Below are 22,228 nucleotides of genomic sequence, written 5' to 3' on the forward strand. Positions count from 1 at the left end.
GTGAAAGTATTCACTTGATGATGCAAAGGGAGGAATATTCGTTATACGATAGGAGGATGATGTATCAATGTCCATACAGAATAAAACAGCAATGATAAGAATTGCAAAAGCAAATTTAAAAGCGGAAAAAACCAAAAATTACTTTGTAGGCAGTGTGATAGCTTTAGCTGCGTTTTTATTAACTGTTGTAATGACCTTTGGTTATAATTCTTTTACTAACCTACAACATGAGTCGAATTTCCAGGCTTTATTCTATAATATCAATAACAATGAAATCTCACGATTGAAAGAAATAGAGGGAATTAATAAAATCGGACTCTATAAGGAAATAGGCAGAGAGAAAAAAGAAGAACGCTTATTGTCCATTCTCTACACGGATCAAGCCATGATGGATTTATCAAATGCCAATATCGTTCTGGGGAAGTTCCCTACAAAAGAAAATGAAATTGCAATAGAAAAAGACTTTCAGTTATCCGATGATCGAAGCCTGGGGCTTGGCGATTCTATTTCTTTGCAATTTAGAAACAATGCCAGCAAAGAATTTCAAACCAGCCAATTTGTGATTTCTGGAATTCTGCAAACAACCGCATCAGGTAACGAGAATCGAATCGGCTACAATGCTCTGGTATCAAGCGCGTTCGTTGAGGCAGATCCGTTTCTTTCCAAAGAGGATTACTCCGCGGCAATTAGCATCAACAACAGCAGCAGTTATTCCAACGAGGAACTGAAGTCAAAAATCAAAGAAATAGGGCAGCGAATGGGTATCTCTGAGAGAAATGTTCAGATCAATAATGTGAATGTGGACAGTAATAATCTGTCAGGAAGCACTGTGATATCCATCTTGTCTATCATGCTGATTATCGCACTGGCTTGTTGGCTTGTCATCTACAATATCTTTTATATTTCAATTACTAAGCGAATTAAACAATACGGACAACTTAGAGCAATAGGTGCAACAAAAAAGCAGATAAAACAACTTGTTCTATATGAAGGGAAAAATCTTTCTAGAAAATATATTCCTATTGGAGTTATCCTTGGATGTTTAATGAGCTGGATTTTAAGTGGCTTTCACTGGAATGTAGTTCCAAGCATTTCACTTGCCTTTTTAGCAGGTTTGCTCACTATAGTAACAGTTAGAGCTTCATTAAACGCACCATCTAAATTCGCATCAAGAATTTCCCCTATAGCAGCCATTAAACACGTAGAAGCCGATGTCTATAAAAAAAAGGAGAAAAAGAGCTCTAAAAGATTAACTCCATTTACTTTAGCTGCGTTGAACTTATCAAGAGGTAGAAAAAAAACGGTGATAACTTTGCTGTCTCTTTTTTTGAGCGGAACGCTATTTATTTCCTTAGGGACATTGTTAAATTCGGTCGATCCAATCTCAAAAGCAGAGAAATATTTTCCGAATCATGGTCGGTTTGATATTCAAATCAATACTGAATTGTATTCTGAAACAATTTCATTAAGTGATCTTCAGACGGAAGGGCAACTATCTACTTCTTTAAAAAATAAAATCTTAGCTATAAATGAAGTTGAGGACGTAATCGAACATCAGTATATTGAAGCTGCTATCGAAGGAATAAAAACGGATGACGGGGCCGCGATAGTCAGTATTGAGAATATCCCTACGTTAAACAACGAAAGATGGAGTAGTCATTTGGCTGAGGGGAAGATCCCGGATGTTGATTCGTCGGATGCATCCTACATTCTCCTTAACAGCGCCAGTAGTGACTTAGATTATTACGGGGCTCATTACGCTGTCGGTGATCATATTTCATTCATAATTGCTAATGATCAGGAGAAGGTTAAACATGATTTTGAGATCATTGGAGATATTACGGATAAGAATTCAGGAACTTCATTTTATCTTCCACCCAAAGTAATGCAAACTGTAGCCCCTTTTAATAGCAATAAGAGCTACGAAGTTATTACTATGGATAAATCGAATGAAGAGTCAATAAAGAGTGAGTTAGAGGGTGTGATTCTCAATGAGGATACACTCAAATTATTGTCTTTTTCCGAAGTTGTGGAATCCAATAGAATTGCTTTTAGAACTATTACTATTTCAGTGTATAGTTTTATGGTTTTTATAGCAGTATTCAGTATGATCAATCTCTTGAACACCATAATCACCACTATTTCTGCAAGAAAAGGGGAGCTAGGCCTTATGCAAGCCATAGGAATGAGCCGAAAACAATTAATGGTTATGTTAACCTATGAAACAGGATTTTTAGTGGTTGGAAGCTTTACGATGGCTCTTTTTACGGGCAATCTAATGGGATACATGATAAGTAAGAGTGCAGGGAATATGGGGGGGCTTTCCTACATTCAATACCAATTCCCTTGGAGTGCTATTTTCCTGTATTTCTTGGTTATTTTACTTGTCCAGACTGGTATGGTTCAGTTTGTTAGACGATCAATATCGAAGCAGAGCATTATAGAGCAATTAAATTAACGATGCGGAAAGTTTAGCTATATTTAATAAATCCCTCGCCTTTATACGGGCCAAACGTGAAAATAAATAGTGAGTAGCAATTAACGTTGAAGGGTGATTTATATGCTGAAACTACCGGTGTATCATTCCGTAATTTCTTCCCATGCCATAGTACCCGTAATTAATGATCTTTATGAAATCGGGGATGTTTTGGAGTGTAGTTTTTATGAGAACGGACTTAATGATACCTATTTACTAAAGACCTCTATTGATAAATACATTCTTAGGATCTATAAAGCTCATTGGCGAAATAAACATGAGATTGATTTTGAACTGGAGTTATTGAATCACTTAAATAAGAAGAATATCCCTGTATCGGCTCCGGTAATCAGCAGGGAGGGTGGTTACCTAATTGAGCTGGAGGCTCCTGAAGGAATACGTTACGCAGTTCTGTTTACTTTTGCAAAAGGCAATTATTCCGATGAAAAAGCTAGCTGTGAATTATACGGTGAACAAGTGGCTAAGATGCATCTGGCTATGGATGATTTCGAATGTGGGCAGCAAAGATTTACGCTTAATCTGGATCATCTGCTTCAAGAACCGCTTCAATCGATTCGCAAGCCTTTATCCCACAGGCAAGAGGATATCGATTATCTAGAATCTTTGTCGGAAGTATTGGCAAATAGCATAGCTGAAATCTCATCAGAGCTGGATTGGGGGGCATGTCATGGTGATCTTCATGGAGCGAACGTACATTTCTACGAGGATACCCTGACTCATTTCGACTTTGATTGCGGAGGTTTTGGCTGGAGGGCCTATGATGTTTCCGTGTTTCTGTGGTCAAGGGTTAGAGGGAAAGAACGAGAGCATTTTGACAATGAACAATGGACTGTTTTCCTGGATTCATACCAAAAGCATAAAGTATTATCTGAGAACGATTTAAAGGCAATCCCTATATTTGTTGCTATCCGGGAGATATGGTTGATGGGTCTGCACACAGGGAACGCACAGGTTTGGAGTTGTGGGTGGCAAAACGATCATTACTTCAATACTAATCTGCAATTCCTACGTAATTGGTGTGAAGTTCATTCTATCCAATAGACAATACCCAAACAAGAAGCCACTCCATATTTAGGGGTGGCTTTACTTCAGTCATTATTCATAAACGTCTTATGATAAGCGTTACGATATTGGGTGGGCGTCATGTTTTCGTATTTTCGGAAGAGGCGCATGAAATATTTATCGTCGGTGAATCCCGTCTCTGTCGCGATGTCCCTCACGCTTAATGCGGTTCTGGTTAGTAGCTCCTTCGCTTTAGTCACACGTACTGAATGGATATATTCCAATGGCCCCATGGAGGTATGCTGTTTAAATAGCCGAGCTAAATAGTCCTTGTTGTAATTGAATTTATCCGCGATGATGGCCACGGTAAGCGGTTCGCTTGCATGTATCCTTGTCCACTCAGCTATTTTGACGAAGGTGACATCTTGCTGTGCGCGGATCAGCTTACTGGCGAACGGCTGAAGTGCATGCTCAGACAGCTCAATTAAAAGCGAGGTCAGCAAATAATTAACGCTGGAATAGGTTAAATACCCCGAGTTGGCCACATGAAGGATTTGATTCGCCAGAATATGAATCCGGTCACTATGTTCGATTTTTATGATTTGGGGCAGATATAGATCATGTACGGACCATAAGCGCTGTGTGCGCGAAAAGATTTCTTCTGCCTCAGGCTTCATTTCCTCCTCACTCAGTAATAACCCCTCGGTTGTCAGTTCGAAATGAAACCAATAAAACTTAACCCCGGGTCGTGACTCTCTATAGCCGACATGTGTGCGATTAGGCATGAGCAGAAAAGCTTCGTCAGGGCCTACTTCAAATTGTTTGTTCTCCTCACTCAAATATACCGTTTCGTTCACGCCAATGATTAGTTCGTAGTTCCCCATAACACGCTCCACATGCTTCCATGGTGTTTCTGAGATAAATTCACCTGCCGCTGTAAAATGAACAGGTACATCTGCATTTATTTTTAAGTAGGTCATGCGGTCCTCCTAGCAATCAATAAGTCGGGTTTGTCCACTATTTGTACGACTGATCTACCGACAAATCAACGTTCCGGTGTTATCTTATGGATACAAATATACACTTGTCATCTAACCCTGACAAGATTACGAGGGAGCGATTTCATTGAAGACGCAAGCTTTTGATCTACAGAACGTACGAATTGATTCAGGTCCACTTCTCCATGCGATGGAGTTAAATACTGATTATTTACTCAAGCTTGAGGCAGATCGGCTTCTGTCGCGTTTTCGCGAATATGCTGGCTTAGAGCCTAAGGCTGCTCACTACGAGGGCTGGGAATCTCAGGGCATTAGCGGCCATACGTTAGGCCATTATATTTCTGGATGTGCGTTAATGTATGCCTCTACGGGAAATGAAGAGCTGCTACAACGCGTGAATTATGTAGTAGATGAATTAGAGCTATGTCAGGATGCGCATGGCAATGGCTTTATTTCCGGCATTCCTCGTGGCAAGGAGTTATTTGAGGAAGTGAAGGCAGGCGACATTCGCTCACAGGGCTTTGACCTCAACGGAGGTTGGGTGCCGCTTTACACGATGCATAAGCTGTTTGCAGGTCTTCGCGATGCTTATCGATTGGCCGGCAATCAGAAGGCGCTCGTTATTGAAACGAAGCTGGGGCTGTGGCTTGAGGATATTTTTGCAGGGCTGAGTAAAGATCAGATCCAAGAGGTGCTGCGTTGTGAGTTTGGCGGCATGAATGAAGCGCTGACGGATTTGGCAGAGGATTCCGGAGAAGATCGTTTCCTCGCGTTAGCGGAAAGCTTTTATCATGGGGAAGTGCTTAATGATCTGGCCGTAGAAAAAGATACCCTAGCTGGAAGACATGCTAATACACAGATTCCAAAAATCATCGGAGCTGCTAGACAATATGAGGTAACTGGGCAGGAGCATTATGCAGGTATTTCCCGCTTCTTCTGGGATCGGGTCGTGAATCATCATTCTTATGTGATCGGCGGCAACAGCTATAATGAGCATTTTGGTGAACCGGATAAGTTAAATGATCGATTGGGTGAAGGTTCCTGTGAGACATGCAACACGTACAACATGCTGAAGCTGACTAAGCATATGTTCCAATGGGATGCGTATGCAGCGTATGCGGATTACTACGAACGTGCGATGTATAACCACATCTTAGCCTCTCAGGAGCCGGTAGATGGCCGGGTATGTTACTTCGTATCTCTCGAGATGGGTGGACATAAATCGTTTAATTCGCAGTTCGAAAGCTTTACGTGTTGTGTAGGTTCGGGAATGGAAAGCCATTCTATGTATGGCTCGGCGATATACTTCCATAGTGCAGATGAGCTTTATGTCAATCAGTACGTACCTTCTACAGTGGCTTGGAAAGAGCAAGGCATTAGCTTGCAGCAAGAGACCAAGTTCCCGGCAGAGGGACAAGGTGTACTGCGGATCAGTGCAGCACAGCCAACGAAATTCACATTAAAGCTAAGATATCCTTACTGGGCTGAGCAAGGGATGAGTGTTAGCGTAAATGGTGAAGATGTTCAAGTAAATGTAGGCAAATCTAACTACTTTACTTTGGATAGAGAGTGGCAGGATGGAGACGTTGTCGAATACGATATTCCGATGTCGGTGAGAATCGAGACGATGCCGGATAATCCGAACCGAGTTGCATTCCTTTACGGGCCACTTGTGCTCGCAGGTGATTTTGGGCCTATAAATGCAGAGACCAATAGCGATCGCGCCCTTGCTTCCGTATTAATCGGAGATCGGGACACACTGACGGACAACCTCATCCAATCTAATGTGAGCAATAATGTGTTCCGGATGAAAGGTTTAGGGTATACAGGGGATCATGAGCTTCGTCCGTTCTACCCTATGCATGATCATCGTTATTCCGTGTATTGGGATTTGTTCACACCGGAAGAGTGGAAGCTGGCAGAGGCTGAATATCGCGAAGCTGTGGAGAATAACTTGCTGCTTGAGCAGTTAACTGTCGATTCGGTACAACCTGCTGAAATGCAGCCTGAACGCGATCATAATTTCACAGGTGAATTTGTAGGCTTAGGTAAAATCCACAATCGCAAGTATCGGGACAGCTGGATCAATGGCTGGTTCTCCTTCACGATGGAAGTTTTGCCGGATAAGCAAGTGGATTTGGTGGTCACGTATCTGAAGTCGAACGATACTTCGCTGGCATTTGATATTTTGGCGGATGGGGAGCAACTTGGTGTAGGCACTCTTGAGTCTGAGGAGATGAATAAGCTGGAGACGATTCGCTATGAACTCCCGCAGCCGATCACGAGCGGCAAATCAGCAGTTACGATCAAGTTTGCTTCTCATGAAGGACATAAGGTTGGCCAAGTGGCCGGACTACGTATCGTTAAACGTAATTCTTGAATAAAAAGGCTTACAGAATTATAATAGGGTCAATTCTTTTAATTGAGGTGAAATGGATGTCTTTCCGTACCGTTACAAGGAACTAGTTATCGGGCTGGGTGAAACGCGTACCAGCTATCAAGGGGGGAGTCTACCCTTTTGATTACAACTAACTAGAGCTTTGAACGGTGCCATGGGCAGCTATTTTTGTAGAGCCAGGCACTTAACCTATTTAACTTAGAGAACCGTTTATTTGTGGATGGTTTTTTACAGTGGGATAGGGGCGCCTGGCTTTTTTGCATTCAATTAAAAGAGGGGATAAATGATATGTTAAAAAAGAGTCTAGCTCATCTAAAGTGGTGGGTATGTGGTTATATTTTATTGGGTTTTGCCATTCAGCTGTTAAGTAGTTTAGGGGTTGTTGTCTTTCAAAAAATATTAGATAAGGCCACGGTAATCAACAGTTTTGGTGAAATATCCACATTAATTATGGTGTATGGGTTTCTGCTAGCTGGGGTGGCGATCCTGAATTATATAGACGAATACCCGAGTGTGTTTTTATCGAACAGCATCACGGAGCGGTTAAAGATTCTTGCACTGTCCAAAATATCAAAAATGGATTATCAAGCGTATCAGGATATGGGAACAGGGCAGATGATTAAGGTGATCGAGAACGGGGCAGCGGCTGGAAACAGCATTATTTTTTCTTTTTTTCTCAAAACATTACATGAGTTGTTACCTACTCTTCTATTCAGTCTAGTCTTTATCAGCTTCTATGATCTAAGGATCATGTTAGTGATTGCAGCTGGCTACGTGGTTGTCTTTCTGATAACAAATCTGTTGTTGAAATTTCTGTATGCCATGAAGGCTGCCATTCTCCAAGAGCAAGAAAAGATGTCCAGATTCTCTATCCGCGGGTTTATGGAATTGGTCGTCTTTAGAACCAACAAGAGATATGAGAAAGAGATCGATAAATTAAGCCAGACTGCACGCACTATCATTCATAAAAATGCTCAGCTAAAAATGATCCATGAAGCTTTTTTTGCTATATTCGAGTTATTTGTCACGATCATTAAAGTTGTTGTCCTGATTTATGGTGTGAAAAGCATTGTCGCAGGCGAGACCTCACTAGGTATTGTGGTCGCATTGTTTATGTTCATCGATAAAATTTATACCCCAATTGCCATCTTTAATGTTTTATTTGTAGATTACAGACTGAATAAAGTGACCTACAGAAGATTCGAGGAATTTATTGCTGCCCCAGAAGATAAGAACTTGGAATCCGGAGAAGCCATCACTGAGCTCCAAGGCAATATTGAGTTTAGGAAGGTGTCCTTTACTTATGGGAATGTGCAGATACTGAATAACCTGTCTTTTTCGCTTACGCGAGGAACTTCTGTTGCTATTGTCGGATTAAGTGGAGGCGGGAAATCTACGCTGATTAAATTGATTGTGGGGTTATTAAAAAAGGGCGAAGGTGAACTCTTACTGGACGGTAAGGATATCGATGAGATTCGTTTGAATAGCTACTATGATCATATTTCCTATCTATCCCAAGATACGCCGATTTTTGATGCTACGATAAGGGATAATATTGTATTTGATGAGGATACTCTGTCCGATGAAGAGCTATATGAGATTCTGGGAAAAGTTCATTTGCAGGAAAAAGTAAGCCATTTACCGGATCGCTTAGATACTTTGGTAGGCGAAAAAGGTCTCAAATTATCAGGAGGCGAAAGACAGCGATTAGCGTTTGCCAGAGTCATTGCCCAAAAAAGAAATATTCTAATTCTGGATGAGCCCGTGTCAGCGCTTGATAATATCACTGAGCAAAGTCTTACGGAGACGATTTTGAATGAATTTAAGGATAAAACTATCATCATTGTGGCCCACAGGCTTAATTTTATAAAAGACGTTGATAAGATATTGGTAGTGGATCAAGGGTCAATTGTTGGGGAAGGGAAGTTTGATGATTTAATAGAACAGTGCGAAGCTTTTAAAGCGTTATGGAATAGAAAAATATCGTTTACAGATTATCGATAAATTGCTAGACTCTTCTAAAAAAAGAGGTGCTATCTATGGCTTGGCCAACACATATTGTAGCGGTGGGTGGAATTGCAATAAATGAAGAGGGAGATATTCTTTTAGTAAAAACACATCATGGTGGGTGGGTATTTCCTGGAGGACAAGTGGAAGTTGGAGAAAACCTAATGGATGCACTAATTCGCGAGATTAAAGAGGAAAGTGGAATAGATGTTGTTGTTTCTCAATTGATTGGCGTGTATTCGAATACAGGTATGCATAAATGGTATGACGGTGAGACGGATGTTCCTACCAAGGTCATGTTAGACTTTATCTGCAAGCCCGTGGGTGGAGAATTAAGTACTTCGGAGGAAACATCTGAAGTGATGTGGGTAGCCAAGGAGAAGGTGCTGGATCTGATTTCTGCAGCGGCTATTCGTACCCGCTATCAAGCTTATTTGGATTTCGACGGAAATACTAGGTACATGGATTATGTAACTGGAGGTGCGTTTGAAGTTAAATTGGATCGGACGGTGTAAAAAAAGAAGCTTAGAGGCTTTCCCGAAAGGGAAGGCCTCTTTTGTTGGGAATGAGCAATCATTCCGCTATATCGTATAAGGATTGTGTCGAATCATCTCAATTAAATTCACTGCGGCTGCTGATAAGGGCTCATTTTTACGTGTACAGATCGCAATGGTATTTTTCAGATGGACGCCTTCTACATATACTCGGCACAATTCTCCACGCTCTACATATTTGCGTACGACTAATGAAGAAACGAAGTTTGCACCATATCCGGCGATAACGGCTTTGATGGCTTCATGTAGTCCATTAAATTGCAAAGAGATGATAGGAGCGGGTGTGTTGTATGTGCGGCATAAAGATAATAATCGCTCCCGCGTTGAACTCCCTTCTTCACGCATAACGAAGGGTTCCTTCATCATTTCGGATAGAGAAACTTGCTGATTGGCATAACGATGATCGGGTGCGACTACAAACCATAACTCGTCCTGAAATAACTCCTCTGTCTGGATTGTATCTGGATAAGCCTCGGCGATTCCTCCATAAATAGCTATATCCACATCTACATTTAACAGCTGCTTGAGGGCATCACTTGAGTTGGTAGTGGTGATCATCATCTCCACTTGTTCATATTGCTGCTTAAACTTTGCAATCCAGGTAGGAATGAGAAAGTGAGCAGGCAAATACGTTGCGGCTAGACGGATACTTCCGTTACTGCCGTTAACATAATCTTGAGCGAATTGCTCAATTTGTTGTTCTACGGCGAATAGTCGCTTGGCGAGTAGAGTAAGCTCTTCCCCTGCATCCGTTAAAGCAATTCCTCTGCCTTGAGGTTTAAATAGGGCAAAGGACAGTTCCTTTTCGAACTTCTTAATCTGCGCAGTGATGGCAGGCTGACTTATATTTAAAATTTCTGAAGCGCGTGTCACACTGCCTGCCGATGCGATTACATGGAATAAGCGTAAGGCATGTAGGTTCATGGTTAAACTCCCATTCTTCGATTCATATATTAAATATATAAATTAAATATAAAGATATATTATATTTATGATTATAACTGATTTACAATACAGATATAAAGATGAACTTGGAAAGATGAGATTAGGGAAAGGAATAATGGAGAGGAGGTTTGGAACTTTAGGAGCGTAGCGATCGCCTTTGTCTCCGGATTTCAACCATGAACAGTGTTTAAATTGAAGAAATCTGGAGACAACAGCGACCGGAAGTCCAAACACTCCTCGTAGTTACGAACGATCCCTAAATGTGGAATTTATAAGTTCATCTAAACCAAAATCAATACTAAAGGAGAAGTGATAAATATGAATCAAACGACTACTTGGGATAAAGCCGATCAGTATATTACAGAGCGCCTGATTCCACAGGACGCTGTGTTGGAAGAAGTGTTGGTCACCAATCAACAGGCAGGGTTGCCGCCCTTTGATGTTTCGCCTAGTCAGGGGAAATTCCTCAATCTACTGGTGCAAATGAAAGGTGCACGCCGGATTTTGGAGATTGGCACCTTGGGCGGGTACAGTACGATTTGGATGGCAAGAGCCCTGCCGTCTGACGGACAGATAGTTACCTTGGAGCTGGATCCTATTCATGCGCAGGTAGCTAAAGCTAATCTTTCGCTTGCCGAGGTGGATCATCTGGTAGAGCTTCGTGTAGGGGATGCATTAGAGCAACTGTCTCAGATGAAACAAGAGGGCGTTGAACCCTTCGACTTTATTTTTATAGATGCCGATAAACCGAATAATCCTAACTATTTAAAGTGGGCGCTGCAATTCTCCCAGCCCGGAACGGTGATCCTTGGAGATAATGTGATTCGTGAAGGGGAGGTCATTAATGAGAATAGCGAAGACGCTCGTGTAGTAGGCGTACGGGAATTCTATGATCTGTTGGCTGAAGAGCCTAGAATTTCGGCTACTGCCATTCAGACGGTGGGAAGCAAAGGTTATGATGGATTTGTATTGGGGATTGTGAATAGCTGAGGGATTCGACAGATCCTCTGAGCGTTACGGACCCCGTTGGCGTTATTTGCGAATTTTTAGCCTATAGAGCAGGGTTTCGGACTCCAGTGACGCTATTACTTAGAAAGAGGTTCATCTGTGTCCGATAGATGCCGGTGCCTCCTACCTGTAAATGATATCAAATCAAACAAAGGTGTCCCTAAGCCATGATGGCTTTTGGAACACCTTTGTTATTTTAAAGCGCCTCTTTAATTACCTTTTTGTAATAGAAGACGGACAATATTGCAAAGATCGAATACAAAGCAGTGTATAACAGCATCACCAGAATCATCGGTGTCCAAAGCTCTGTGCCGAATAAGAACCAGCCGGATTTAACGGCGAAGTAGCTGTGAAGCAGACCTATGACTAATGGAATACCGAAGTTGAACAATTGTTTCATCTGTATACCTCTGAGCAGATCACCTTGCGTGAACCCTAGCTTTCTCAGAATGGTGTAGTTAGGTTTTTCATTTTCACTTTCATCCATTTGTTTAAAGTATAGAATACATCCGGAGGTAATCAAGAAGGTTAACCCCAGAAAAGCAACGATAAACATAATGAGTCCCATATTTTGTTTTTGACCTTTTATCGACTCTAATTGAGAGTCTTGTTTGTTTTTCTCATCAAATTTCAAGGTCTTAAAAAGTTCATTTGCCTGTTCAACGCTGGCCCGGACTTTCATATCAATCCCGATATTAAGGGAGGATCCTCTTTGAAGGGCAGGATCTAAATCCTTCTTTAAGCGCTTAAAGATCGATTCGTCTACAACCGCAACCGGTAAGCCACCTCCTGTGTAATACCCTGAAATGGGACTTTCGATATCTAATCTTTTATAATCCTTTGGAAAAACCTCATGTAACCCTTTGAGTTCAATCGCACCTTTATCTTTCATAGTAACAAAATTATCCAGTGCACTGCTTGATTTCGTAAAATAAGCTTTATCTGGAGTTAGATCAACGTCTTCAAGTGCATTTTCACTTATGACCGCCAGGGTCATAATATTTGAAAACATATTGTCTCCGTCCGGTTTTTTAACAAGAATCTCTTCAACATCTACATCGACCTGAAGGACTTGGGTCCTTCTTTCTGTAAATACTAAATCATTTGCCGTTAGGATCTTTGTAAATTGTTCAGCCTCTTGGGCATTCGTGAATACAAAATCCGTTGGGACATATTGCTTGGAAGTTTTCTCAGCAGAGTAAAAGGAAATGTAGCTAAGGGATAATAAACCCAGGGCTAGTGCCGATACCGTTGTGATGATGGTCAATAATACGGCATTGGATTTCATGCGAAACATAATGGAGGAAAGAGATAGAACCTCTCTAATGTTCAGATAGCCGTTTTTCCGCTTACGAATGATATGAAAAATAAAACTTACCGAGCCTTTATAAAATAGATAGGTCCCAATAATGACGGATCCCAAAATAGTAATCATGGATATAGCCAATTGATTCATTGAGGTTACGTCGTCGGTAAGTAATTTAGAGGAGAGCACATAGCCCAGTAGGATTAGGCCAATTCCGACAATCCCTATGATCATTTCAAAGAAGGATAACTTTTTCACTGTACCTTCTGTTGTTGAGGTCACCCGGAACAAGGATAAGATACTTTGTCTTTTAATAAATCCATAATTCATCAGCATGATCAAAAGATAAATCACACAGAATACGATCAATGTCTGAATCAAAGCTTCGATAGAGAAATGAAGGGAGGCTATAGCATCGACCCCCATTATTTTAAATAAGATCATGAGGATCAATTTTGAGATAGAAAAGCCTACTAATATCCCCAGGATCAAGGAACCGAAATATAGGATAAAGTTCTCTGCCGAAAGAATGCGGAAAATTTTATTTTTGGTCATTCCAATTAACTGAAATAAGCCAATTTCTTTGCCGCGTCGTTTGATAAAGATCGTATTAGCATACAACAGGAAAATAGAGACAATTACGACTAGTAAAACCGAGGCAGCCGTGATGGCTGCGCCCCCTTTGATAGAGCTTTCCAGCTCATCCATCGAGGGATCATATTGCAAGGTGACAAAGGCGAAATATAAGGCCACACTAAAAACTAGCGCAAATACGTATAGGTAGTAATTTCGGATGTTTTTTCGCAGATTTCGAATCATTAATACATTAATGCTCATTCTGCACACCGCCTAATACACCCTGTGTTTTTATAATGTCGTTGAAGAAAACTTGTCTTGATTGTTCTCCTTTATTTAGTTGCGTATAGATTTTTCCATCTTTTATAAAAATAACTCTACTGCAATAACTGGCAGCCACTGGATCATGTGTAACCATAACGATAGTTGCTTTTCGTTTTTGATTGAGTTCACTTAGCTTATTTAATAAATCAGAAGCGGATTTAGAATCCAGCGCCCCGGTAGGCTCATCTGCAAAAATAATACTTGGATCATGAATGAAGGCACGAGCTGCTGAGGTACGTTGTTTTTGACCGCCAGAGATTTCATTGGGGTACTTATTTTTTAATTCCAAAATCCCCAATTCCTTTGCGAGACTTTCGAATTTCTGATTGGCGGCTTTCTTGGGTGTATTGGTAATGGATAGTGGCAGCAGGATGTTCTCCTTTACCGTCAGCGTGTCCAAGAGATTATATTCTTGAAAAATAAAACCTAAATGATTCTTGCGAAATTCAGCGAGCTGCTTCTCTTTCATATTGGAGATTTCATTGCCCTCGATGGTAATAGATCCGTTACTGATTTTGTCGATCGACGAGAGTACGTTGAGTAGGGTGGTTTTACCTGAACCGGAAGGCCCCATGATGCCAACGAATTCGCCTTCTTCTATACGAATATCGAGTCCGCTTAACACGGATTGTTTGTTTAATTTATTGCCATAGCTTTTATGAATTTTAGTAGCTTCTAGAATTGCCATAATGATTCACTCCTTCGTTTCTTCTTGTATAGCTTTATTATAAAAAAGTTTATTGTTCTTATCCTGCGATTGCCCGAACAAAATATAAAAGCATGTGACATTGTTGTCACATGCTTGAGATTCTAACGAATTCATTTTTGAGTGGGAAGGTTAGCGTAAATGTTGATCCCGCTCCGAGCTTGGATTGAACCCCGATGATGATGAGTAAGGATTGAGCTGCTTTCTGAGCTAAATATAAGCCCATGCCTGTGGCGGCATTGTCGCGATGTACAGTAGTGGAAGTAAACCCTCTGTCGAAGATGCGCGGCAGGTCCTTCGGATCTATCCCGCGCCCGCAATCCTTCACCTCAAGAACGATATGTTCAGCTTGCTGGTAGCTATTCACTGTAATATCAGAAGCCTCACTATATTTTACGGCGTTGGTTAGAAGTTGTCTGAGGATAAAAGCCAGCCATTTAGCATCACTAAGCACTTCAGCAGCTTCTAAGTTCAACTCAAAGCCGATTCCCTTCTGAATACACCAAGATTGTAATGTCTTAATCTCACTAAAAATAAGCGTTTCTATATCGATTTGCTCCATGTACAGGTCGTTTTCAATAAATGGTATCCGTCTTTGATGGAGCTGCTGATCCAGGAGCAGATGAATACGCAGCCACTCATAGGTCAAGTGCCCCTTCATAACATCATCTTCTATACGCTCAATCATTAGATGCATTGCGGTCAGTGGAGTCTTTACTTCATGAATCCAGGATAACAGCTCATCCTTCTCTTGCTCCAAATTCATTAAATTGTCTGAAGCAGTCCGCTTTAACAATTTCACTTGGTTGGTGATGCTCTCTTCGATGATTTTCTCAAAAGGACTTTCGGCAAGAGCGATGCTTGTCAGATCGAGATCATCGTCGCGCTCATTTAAGCTTTTATAAAATCTGGTTTCCTTAGGATAGCGAATGACTAGAAAAATTACGAAAAAAATCATCGATAAAGAGACCAGATAGAGCACTGAAGACAGGGGGATGGTCGGGTCCATAAAGGTGATAAAGAGCATAAATAGATGTACAAAAAGAAAAAGCAAAATCCAACCGAGTCTTTCGAGCAGGTACTTTTTAATCATAGAGAATCCTCTTCAATGGCTACGTAGCCTTGTCCAACCTTCGTCTCAATAAATGCCCCTAATTCAAGCTCGTCGAGCTTTTTGCGCAGCCGATTTACGTTGACGGTAAGGGTGTTATCGCTAATAAAGCGCTTATCGTCCCATAAGCTATTAATTAATTCCTCGCGGGTGACAATTTTATTCTTTTTCTCAATGAGCAATTTCAATATGAAAATCTCATTTTTGGTAAGCTCAATCGTTCCCGTGTCGTTGGTCACTGAATTCCGCTCATAATCGACGGTAGCTCCGCACCACGTTTTGAGTTCAATGTTATCCGTATTGTAATTGTACACCCGCCGGAGAATGGCTTGCACCTTGGCAATGAGTACATCGAAATGGAAGGGCTTTTGGATATAATCATCGGCTCCCAGCTGCATGGACATCACCATATCTGTCGGATGATCCCGAGAGGATAAGAAGATAATCGGCAGATTAGAGTGAGAGCGAATCATTCTGCACCAATGAAATCCATCGAATTTGGGTAATTGGATATCAATTATCACTAAATCAGGTTTGATTTCCGTGAATTCCTGCGTAACATTGTTGAAATCTTGAATGCCATATACATCATAAGACCACTGCGTAAGCCGTTCTTTGATCTCATTAAACAGCGTTGTATCATCTTCGATTAATAAAAGCTTGAACAAATCGGTCACCACACTTTTAGTTTCGTGCCTTGCGTTTAGAATACGCTTAAATGATTGAAGCCATACTTTGATTGTGCTTAGAGCATTGCAGATAACACTGTCTGATAATGTGCAAATTCCTTCGTTTCATTAAACTGAGGGCACATTTTCAAGGAGAGCAGGGCGCTTTCGATTAAGAACTCTCTTGGTTCCTTATTGTTCATGATCTCTTCTTGGATAAAATATAACAGCTTCAGTGCATTGGACAGGCTGGGATCATCGGCGGCGAATGATTTATCAATGATTTTTTTTAAGCTTACGGTCGCAAACGATAAATCATTATTAAAAAAATCAGTGTATTCAGCAACAGGCAATAGTTTCCCTACATGATCGGGGGAGATAAGCTGCATTCCTTTTTCACTTAAGTCCTCAACAATCGTCTGGATAAGAGTAGTGCAATAATTAATGATTTGTTGAGAGGTAATGACTTCATTCATGGCACTGTTAATTTGCAGCATATGTTGCAAGATGCCTGTGAAAATGATGGCTCCATCCAGTAGATAGGGTTTTTTATCTTCAGAAAATATATGCAGGAAACGTTCATGCACCCAGGTTAATAAGGTGAATTTAGTTTTTTTGATGAACGTAATTAAATCCGGATCATTGGAGACCAGGGCATCTTCAACCAGCTGCAACAATTTATTTTTTTTATTGATTTTCATAACCAGTTGAACTTGTTTAGCGAATATATCAATGTCAGAGGGGTCCTGGCCAATGAGCAGGCCATTTCTGCCTTCTTCCAGCTGGTCATGAATAGAGGTGAATACAGCTTTAAAGAGATCCCCCTTGGAAGGAAAATAATTATAAAAAGATCCTTTGGAGATCCGGCTGTGATTCAGAATGTCCTGTATGGATGTGGCGTGGTAGCCTTTTTCAATAAATAATTCATGTGCTTTTTGAATCACTTGCTCTTTCCGTTTATTTATCATCTTAGGTGCCCCTTTAAGCTGGACTCTTTTGTGCAAAAAAACACTTCACGTAGAATAGACTAGCTTATATTTCCACTTAATACAATTTAGTTTTTAAATGAATTCTGACTTGCCAAGCAGTAAATATAAGAGTAATATATTCTACATTGTAACATAAGTTCAAAATTGAACCGACGGTATGATTATAGAATGGAGGATTCCAAAATGAAAACGAAAGAAAGTAAAGCGTCCTATGGGATTTTGGCAATCCTTATGATTGGTGCATTTGTTGCTTTACTGAGTAATACCTTGCTCAATATAGCTTTACCATCGATTATGAAGGATTTTGATGTCAGTGCCTCAACGGTACAGTGGTTATCGACGGGTTATATGTTAGTGAACGGGATCATGATTCCTTCAACGGCCTTTTTAATTCAAAAGTATACAGCCAGACGATTATTCCTAATCGCCATTGGATTATTTGCAATAGGGACCTTCATTGGAGGCTTTGCTCCAAGTTTCCCTGTATTATTGATTGCGAGAATGGTCCAAGCCTCAGGGGCCGCGATTATGATGCCATTATTAATGAATGTATTGTTCACCACATTTCCACCTGAAAAACGTGGCTCGGCCATGGGGATGTTTGGTTTGGTTATGATTTTTGCACCAGCCATTGGTCCTACACTCTCAGGATGGATTATTCAGCATTATGAATGGCCTGTGCTGTTCTTTATGATTGCACCGATCGCCGTATTGGTGTTCATTCTTGCCTTCTTCAAACTGCATGATCCTAAAAAAGATGTGGCTATTAAAATTGATATTCTATCCGTAGTTCTATCAGCGATTGGGTTCGGGGGTCTTCTATACGGCTTCAGTTCCGCTGGGAATAAAGGATGGGATGATCCAATGGTCTACTCCACCCTTATTATCGGGGTTATTGGTTTAGTGATATTCATTATGCGCCAGATGAAGATGAAGGAGCCTATGCTTAACTTCAGAGTGTACAAATATCCGATGTTCGCTTTATCCTCAGCGATTTCGATTACACTGAATATGGCGATGTTCTCAGCCATGATGTTAATGCCGATTTACCTGCAAAATATTAGAGGTATTTCACCTCTGGATTCGGGACTCCTAATGTTGCCTGGTGCGTTGATTATGGGGGTTATGTCTCCAATCACAGGTAAATTGTTCGATAAATTCGGCGGCAAAGTCTTGGCGTTAATCGGTCTGGCTATCGTAGTGATCAGTACGTATTTCTTTAGTGATCTAACTGAGACAACGAAATATTCGACACTTATGATTTTGTATTCTGTGAGAATGTTCGGGATTTCAATGGTTATGATGCCTGTGATGACCAATGGTCTGAACTCCATCCCGGCTAAATATACACCACATGGTACAGCCATGAACAGTACGATTCAGCAAGTCTCCGGGGCGATTGGCGGGGCGCTGCTTGTAACGATTATGTCTAACAGTACCACATCACATGTCAAAGATATGGTAGCTGAAGCTGTGAGTAAATTAACGGCTAAGCCTTCTGCAGAGCAATTGCTTGGCATTCAAAACCAAGTCATCGCAAAAGCAACGATCGAAGGAATTAATGATGCGTTCTTAGTGTCAGTAGGCGTTGCCATTATTGCCTTTATCCTAGCTTTCTTCATAAAAAGAGGGATACAGCCTAAGGATACAGAAACAGTCGAGGAAAAAGTGGCTGTTAAACAAGTTTCATCCGCTAGATCGATGTAATTTGATATGTAGAAAGACGCTCACCTATGGTGGGCGTCTTTTTGTCTTAATTAAAAATAGAACTCTGAGTGAGTCTTGGTCCATCTTGAATGACCGTTATGGAGTCGTTTCCACCTACATAAATTCTATTTGTGAGCGGGTTTAGCACAGTGCTGCCTGATACGGAGGAGAATCTTGCGAGCCGTTTAAACGTGGTGGCGTTATAAACGGACATATGATTCTTATCAAAATTACCAACAAATAAATGATTTGTATTCGGGTTGATAATCGTGTTGGAGGAGGTAGGCAACACCTTTGTGGTTATAATTTTGTTGTTGCGCCCATCTATGACAAACAGCCTGCCCTTACCCTCCACTTGTGCACTTGAGACATAAATACGATTCGTCAGCGGATTTATAACGACCTCACTTTGCAAACGTCCCAGCTGTACATTACGCAACAATTTATTGGTTCGGCCATTGATCACAGAAAGAAACCGGCTCAAGTTATTAGCGACATAAATACGATTGGTAATTTTATTAAGTGCTGGCGCTATCACGGGGTTACTTCCGACTTTTATTGTCGCAATGATCGCCTGTGTAGTTCCGTTAATGACGGTGACGCTATCATTTACTGTATTGGTCACATAGACACGGTTGGTAAGCTCATTGATAACAATTCTGGAGGGGCGTCCACCGAGTTCAATCTTTTTACGGACCTGATTTGTTTTCCCGTCTATGACGAATAGGGTTCCGAATGCGCTAGTTACATAAATCAGATTGGTTCGAACATTTACTCCGATATTGTCTGGGAATCGGCCTACTTTGACAGTTTTGATTACCTGGTTTGTCCGCCCGTTTATGACAGATACGTTTTCGTCACGGAAGTTAGGTACATAAATCCGGTTGGTTTGGGGGTTGATTCCGAGCTGAGACGGCAGTCTTCCTACAGGGATCCGAGCGATAATGCGATTAGTTCTGCCCTCCAATACCCCGATAGTTCCAGCCTCGGTGTCTGGGTTTACAAAGTATACTCGATTCGTGACGACATTTACTTTTATATCTCCGATCGGTCCGGCAGAGCGGACTGTAGCAATCACTTTTGGCTGCGCCATGCTTTTACCCCTTTCCAAGTAAATAGATACTTCATTATATTTAGGCTTAGGCAAAAGGGTACTTCATTTATCCTTGCAAGATATATATTAGGAGTGTAGAATGGTACTCCATTATCCAAATATTAGGTTAGGTGTAAGCGTTTTATTTTTTGAGAAATTGAGATTGATTGGAGGTTGGGGTTGAAATGGTGAAATCAGTGTTGTCGGATATTTTATTAACACCTGATAAGATGCAGGTTCATAGCGAATTATTAGAGGAAATTGGGCAGTATATCACACAAGAAATTCTAAATCATCCGTTAATGAAAGAGGAGAGTCAGCGGGTAAGTATTCTCCTTGATGGATCGACCGCACTTGGTGTGGTGGATGAGCAGTCGGATGTGGATGTAATCATTATTTGTCAGGACGAGTATTATAGCAGCATTAATCATCGGTTCGAGCAAGCGGGGCTGATCCCGGAGCAAAGTAGTTTTTTTATGGATTTACGACTTCCCAGCGGCAAGACCGGACATTACACACTGCATAAAATATCAGAAATCAAAGCGGCGATAATGAGCGGAAATATGGAATGGCTGTGGAATGCTTCTATTTCTTATATCTACTATGACCGATTGGATGTAAAGTCACTTTTTGATGCCTATGTGCCCCTCCAACCTGGAGTCCTAATGAGATTTCGTAAGAATTCATACATACAGTTACGAAGTTATGCCAAAAGCTTAGATAATCCTGTAGTGCGTGGCGACGCCTTTCCTATTTTATTTTTAGCGGTTTCTCTTTATAAAGAAGCATTACGCTGTGCCATTACTATTGAAGGTTACCCCTACCCCTATGACAAATGGCTGGTACCTGTAGCCAAACAAACGGCTGTCGGCCGAAAGATTTTGGAGTGTGCGGGCGATTTTTGGAGTTTTATTAGAGATGATGAATCCTTTGCTCCTATGTACCAAGAGGATAATAACTTTGTCAAAATGGAAAAACGATTCCGGAAGATACTTGTAGAGGAATTCCGCATGCGGGGGATCGATGAACCTTGGTTAGTAGAGTGGTGGAAGTTTATGGAGGAGTGAGTGGAGCTATAGGGTGTTTGGGTGAGTAGAGTAGCTGTGGTGGCGGGGTTGCTGGGGATGGCTGTAGTGGGCTGAAATGGTTGAAGCGGTGGAATGGCTGAAGTGTTTGGGTAGCGTAGTAGCTGTGGTGATTAAGTAACTTAAATGACTCCCCTTCCTCCTCTTGATTATGGTAAGGTATATTGAAGTGGAATTTTAGTGAGAGGTGATTATATGGACGGGACAGTTTCAATATTAGGAGTTCCCTTTTCAAAACTAACACTACATGAGACAACACTTCATCTAACAAAACATATTCAATCTGGGGAATCGAAACTTTTCCATTTGATCACGGCTAACCCGGAAATTACGATAACAAGTCAATCGGACGAGCTGCTACGAACCATACTTCAAGAAGCGGATTTAATCACTCCTGACGGGATTGGCATTGTGATGGCATCAAAAAGAAAAGGCGATCCTATTGCTGAGAGGGTAACTGGATATGAGCTGCTTCTTGAGCTTTTGGAGCAAGGAAATAGCTTGGGATGGAGTTTTTATTTCTTGGGAACAGATGAGCTTACCAGCTGTAGAGCGGTCGAAAAGATCACGGAGTTATATCCGAATGTGAAGATTGCAGGAAGACATAATGGTTTTCTTACCAAGGAAGAGGAGCCTGCCATTGTAGCAGAAATACAGCGCGCACAGCCAGATTTCCTGATCGTTGCGATGGGTGCGCCATACTCTGACAAATGGGTATATAAGCACAAACAGGAGCTTGCGCAGGTAAAAGTTGTTTTTGGCGTGGGGGGCAGCTTGGATGTAATAGCGGGAAAAGTTACTCCTGCACCAGCGCTATGGAAAAAACTCAATCTGGAGTGGTTGCATCGACTTTTGTTCGCTCCCGTTGCGAAGGGACAAAAGTCGCGATGGCGCAGACAGGCAGTACTGCCCAAATTCGTGTTCCGAGCTATGATTAGGAAATGAAGAAAAGGCCTCGTTTATGGGGCCTTTTTTAGGTTCGGTTGGTGGGAGAGGAGGAGGGGGCAGATGTGAGAGTAGGAAGTAAGGAGTAGGGGGAAGAGTAAGAGAGATTAGTGGGAGTAAGGTGAGGAGTATGAGCAAGAGTGAGTAGTCAGTAGTGGAATTGAGGAAGGAGTAGGAGTAAAAGTGAGTAGTGGGAGTATGTGTAAGAGTAGTGAGTAGAATGTAAGTGCGACTATAGCTGTGACCTTTAAACAAATTAATAATAATAAACAACACCGATTCTGGTTGATGCCATAGTCTCGTATTTAA

17 protein-coding genes are annotated in these 22,228 nt (G+C 41.3%); 9 read left to right on the forward strand and 8 right to left on the reverse strand.

Translation table 11 applies throughout. The annotated features are described in order from the left end of the window. Positions 1–67: 67 nt before the first annotated feature. Both MHH89_RS24080 and MHH89_RS24085 read left to right on the forward strand, forming a co-directional pair. Entirely contained in the window at positions 68–2,458 is a 2,391-nt protein-coding gene (locus MHH89_RS24080; protein ID WP_341088340.1) for an ABC transporter permease, read from the forward strand. Positions 2,459–2,560: 102 nt separating this feature from the next. After that, complete coding sequence (locus MHH89_RS24085; protein ID WP_076282338.1) at positions 2,561–3,538, forward strand: phosphotransferase; 978 nt, start codon at positions 2,561–2,563, stop codon at positions 3,536–3,538. A gap of 47 nt (positions 3,539–3,585) precedes the next feature. Here the strand turns inward: MHH89_RS24085 and MHH89_RS24090 are convergent, their stop codons facing one another. Continuing rightward, positions 3,586–4,479 carry an AraC family transcriptional regulator gene (locus MHH89_RS24090; protein WP_076124617.1) on the reverse strand — a complete coding sequence of 298 codons (894 nt, stop codon included), beginning with the start codon at positions 4,477–4,479 and terminating at the stop codon, positions 3,586–3,588. Between the two features lie 145 nt (positions 4,480–4,624). Here MHH89_RS24090 and MHH89_RS24095 point away from each other — a divergent pair, with 145 nt between their 5' ends. The 3 genes from MHH89_RS24095 (at position 4,625) to MHH89_RS24105 (ending at position 9,417) form a co-directional block, all read left to right on the forward strand. Beyond that, positions 4,625–6,877 (forward strand): glycoside hydrolase family 127 protein, encoded by a 2,253-nt coding sequence (locus MHH89_RS24095; protein ID WP_076307946.1) that lies wholly within the window; start codon positions 4,625–4,627, stop codon positions 6,875–6,877. Between the two features lie 306 nt (positions 6,878–7,183). After that, positions 7,184–8,899, forward strand: coding sequence for an ABC transporter ATP-binding protein (locus MHH89_RS24100; RefSeq protein WP_341088341.1), 1,716 nt, complete (start codon positions 7,184–7,186; stop codon positions 8,897–8,899). A 35-nt stretch (positions 8,900–8,934) separates the two neighbouring features. Next, positions 8,935–9,417 carry an NUDIX hydrolase gene (locus MHH89_RS24105; RefSeq protein ID WP_076101239.1) on the forward strand — a complete coding sequence of 161 codons (483 nt, stop codon included), beginning with the start codon at positions 8,935–8,937 and terminating at the stop codon, positions 9,415–9,417. A gap of 66 nt (positions 9,418–9,483) precedes the next feature. Here MHH89_RS24105 and MHH89_RS24110 read toward each other — a convergent pair whose 3' ends face one another. Continuing rightward, positions 9,484–10,380, reverse strand: coding sequence for a LysR family transcriptional regulator (locus MHH89_RS24110; protein WP_076185668.1), 897 nt, complete (start codon positions 10,378–10,380; stop codon positions 9,484–9,486). 339 nt (positions 10,381–10,719) lie between these two features. Between MHH89_RS24110 and MHH89_RS24115 the strand changes: the two genes are divergently transcribed. After that, a complete protein-coding gene (locus tag MHH89_RS24115) occupies positions 10,720–11,391 on the forward strand; it encodes an O-methyltransferase (protein WP_340394864.1) in 672 nt (223 codons plus the stop codon). Between the two features lie 214 nt (positions 11,392–11,605). Here the strand turns inward: MHH89_RS24115 and MHH89_RS24120 are convergent, their stop codons facing one another. From MHH89_RS24120 to MHH89_RS24140, 5 genes are all read right to left on the reverse strand, one after another. Then, positions 11,606–13,552 carry an ABC transporter permease gene (locus MHH89_RS24120; RefSeq protein ID WP_341088342.1) on the reverse strand — a complete coding sequence of 649 codons (1,947 nt, stop codon included), beginning with the start codon at positions 13,550–13,552 and terminating at the stop codon, positions 11,606–11,608. Beyond that, the gene (locus MHH89_RS24125) at positions 13,542–14,303 is read right to left on the reverse strand and encodes an ABC transporter ATP-binding protein (RefSeq protein WP_038568421.1); all 762 of its coding nucleotides are present in this window, start codon (positions 14,301–14,303) and stop codon (positions 13,542–13,544) included. The genes MHH89_RS24120 and MHH89_RS24125 overlap by 11 nt, the downstream gene beginning before the upstream one ends. 106 nt (positions 14,304–14,409) lie before the next feature. Then, a complete protein-coding gene (locus MHH89_RS24130; RefSeq protein ID WP_341088343.1) occupies positions 14,410–15,414 on the reverse strand; it encodes a sensor histidine kinase in 1,005 nt (334 codons plus the stop codon). Then, the gene (locus tag MHH89_RS24135) at positions 15,411–16,100 is read right to left on the reverse strand and encodes a response regulator transcription factor (protein ID WP_076124606.1); all 690 of its coding nucleotides are present in this window, start codon (positions 16,098–16,100) and stop codon (positions 15,411–15,413) included. The genes MHH89_RS24130 and MHH89_RS24135 overlap by 4 nt, the downstream gene beginning before the upstream one ends. A gap of 77 nt (positions 16,101–16,177) precedes the next feature. Then, positions 16,178–17,068 (reverse strand): TetR/AcrR family transcriptional regulator, encoded by an 891-nt coding sequence (locus MHH89_RS24140; protein WP_248549116.1) that lies wholly within the window; start codon positions 17,066–17,068, stop codon positions 16,178–16,180. 204 nt (positions 17,069–17,272) lie between these two features. Here MHH89_RS24140 and MHH89_RS24145 point away from each other — a divergent pair, with 204 nt between their 5' ends. After that, entirely contained in the window at positions 17,273–18,796 is a 1,524-nt protein-coding gene (locus MHH89_RS24145) for a DHA2 family efflux MFS transporter permease subunit (RefSeq protein WP_076124605.1), read from the forward strand. A 46-nt stretch (positions 18,797–18,842) separates the two neighbouring features. Here the strand turns inward: MHH89_RS24145 and MHH89_RS24150 are convergent, their stop codons facing one another. Next, positions 18,843–19,889, reverse strand: coding sequence for a YncE family protein (locus MHH89_RS24150; protein ID WP_340011839.1), 1,047 nt, complete (start codon positions 19,887–19,889; stop codon positions 18,843–18,845). A gap of 185 nt (positions 19,890–20,074) precedes the next feature. Here MHH89_RS24150 and MHH89_RS24155 point away from each other — a divergent pair, with 185 nt between their 5' ends. Together MHH89_RS24155 and MHH89_RS24160 are read left to right on the forward strand one after the other, a co-directional pair. Further along, positions 20,075–20,956, forward strand: a complete 882-nt coding sequence (locus MHH89_RS24155; RefSeq protein WP_341088345.1) for a nucleotidyltransferase domain-containing protein — start codon at positions 20,075–20,077, stop codon at positions 20,954–20,956. A 213-nt stretch (positions 20,957–21,169) separates the two neighbouring features. Next, positions 21,170–21,919, forward strand: coding sequence for a WecB/TagA/CpsF family glycosyltransferase (locus MHH89_RS24160; protein WP_312149627.1), 750 nt, complete (start codon positions 21,170–21,172; stop codon positions 21,917–21,919). Positions 21,920–22,228: the final 309 nt, after the last annotated feature.

The organism is Paenibacillus sp. FSL H7-0323, assembly GCF_038002725.1.
GTDB lineage: Bacteria > Bacillota > Bacilli > Paenibacillales > Paenibacillaceae > Paenibacillus_AQ > Paenibacillus_AQ odorifer.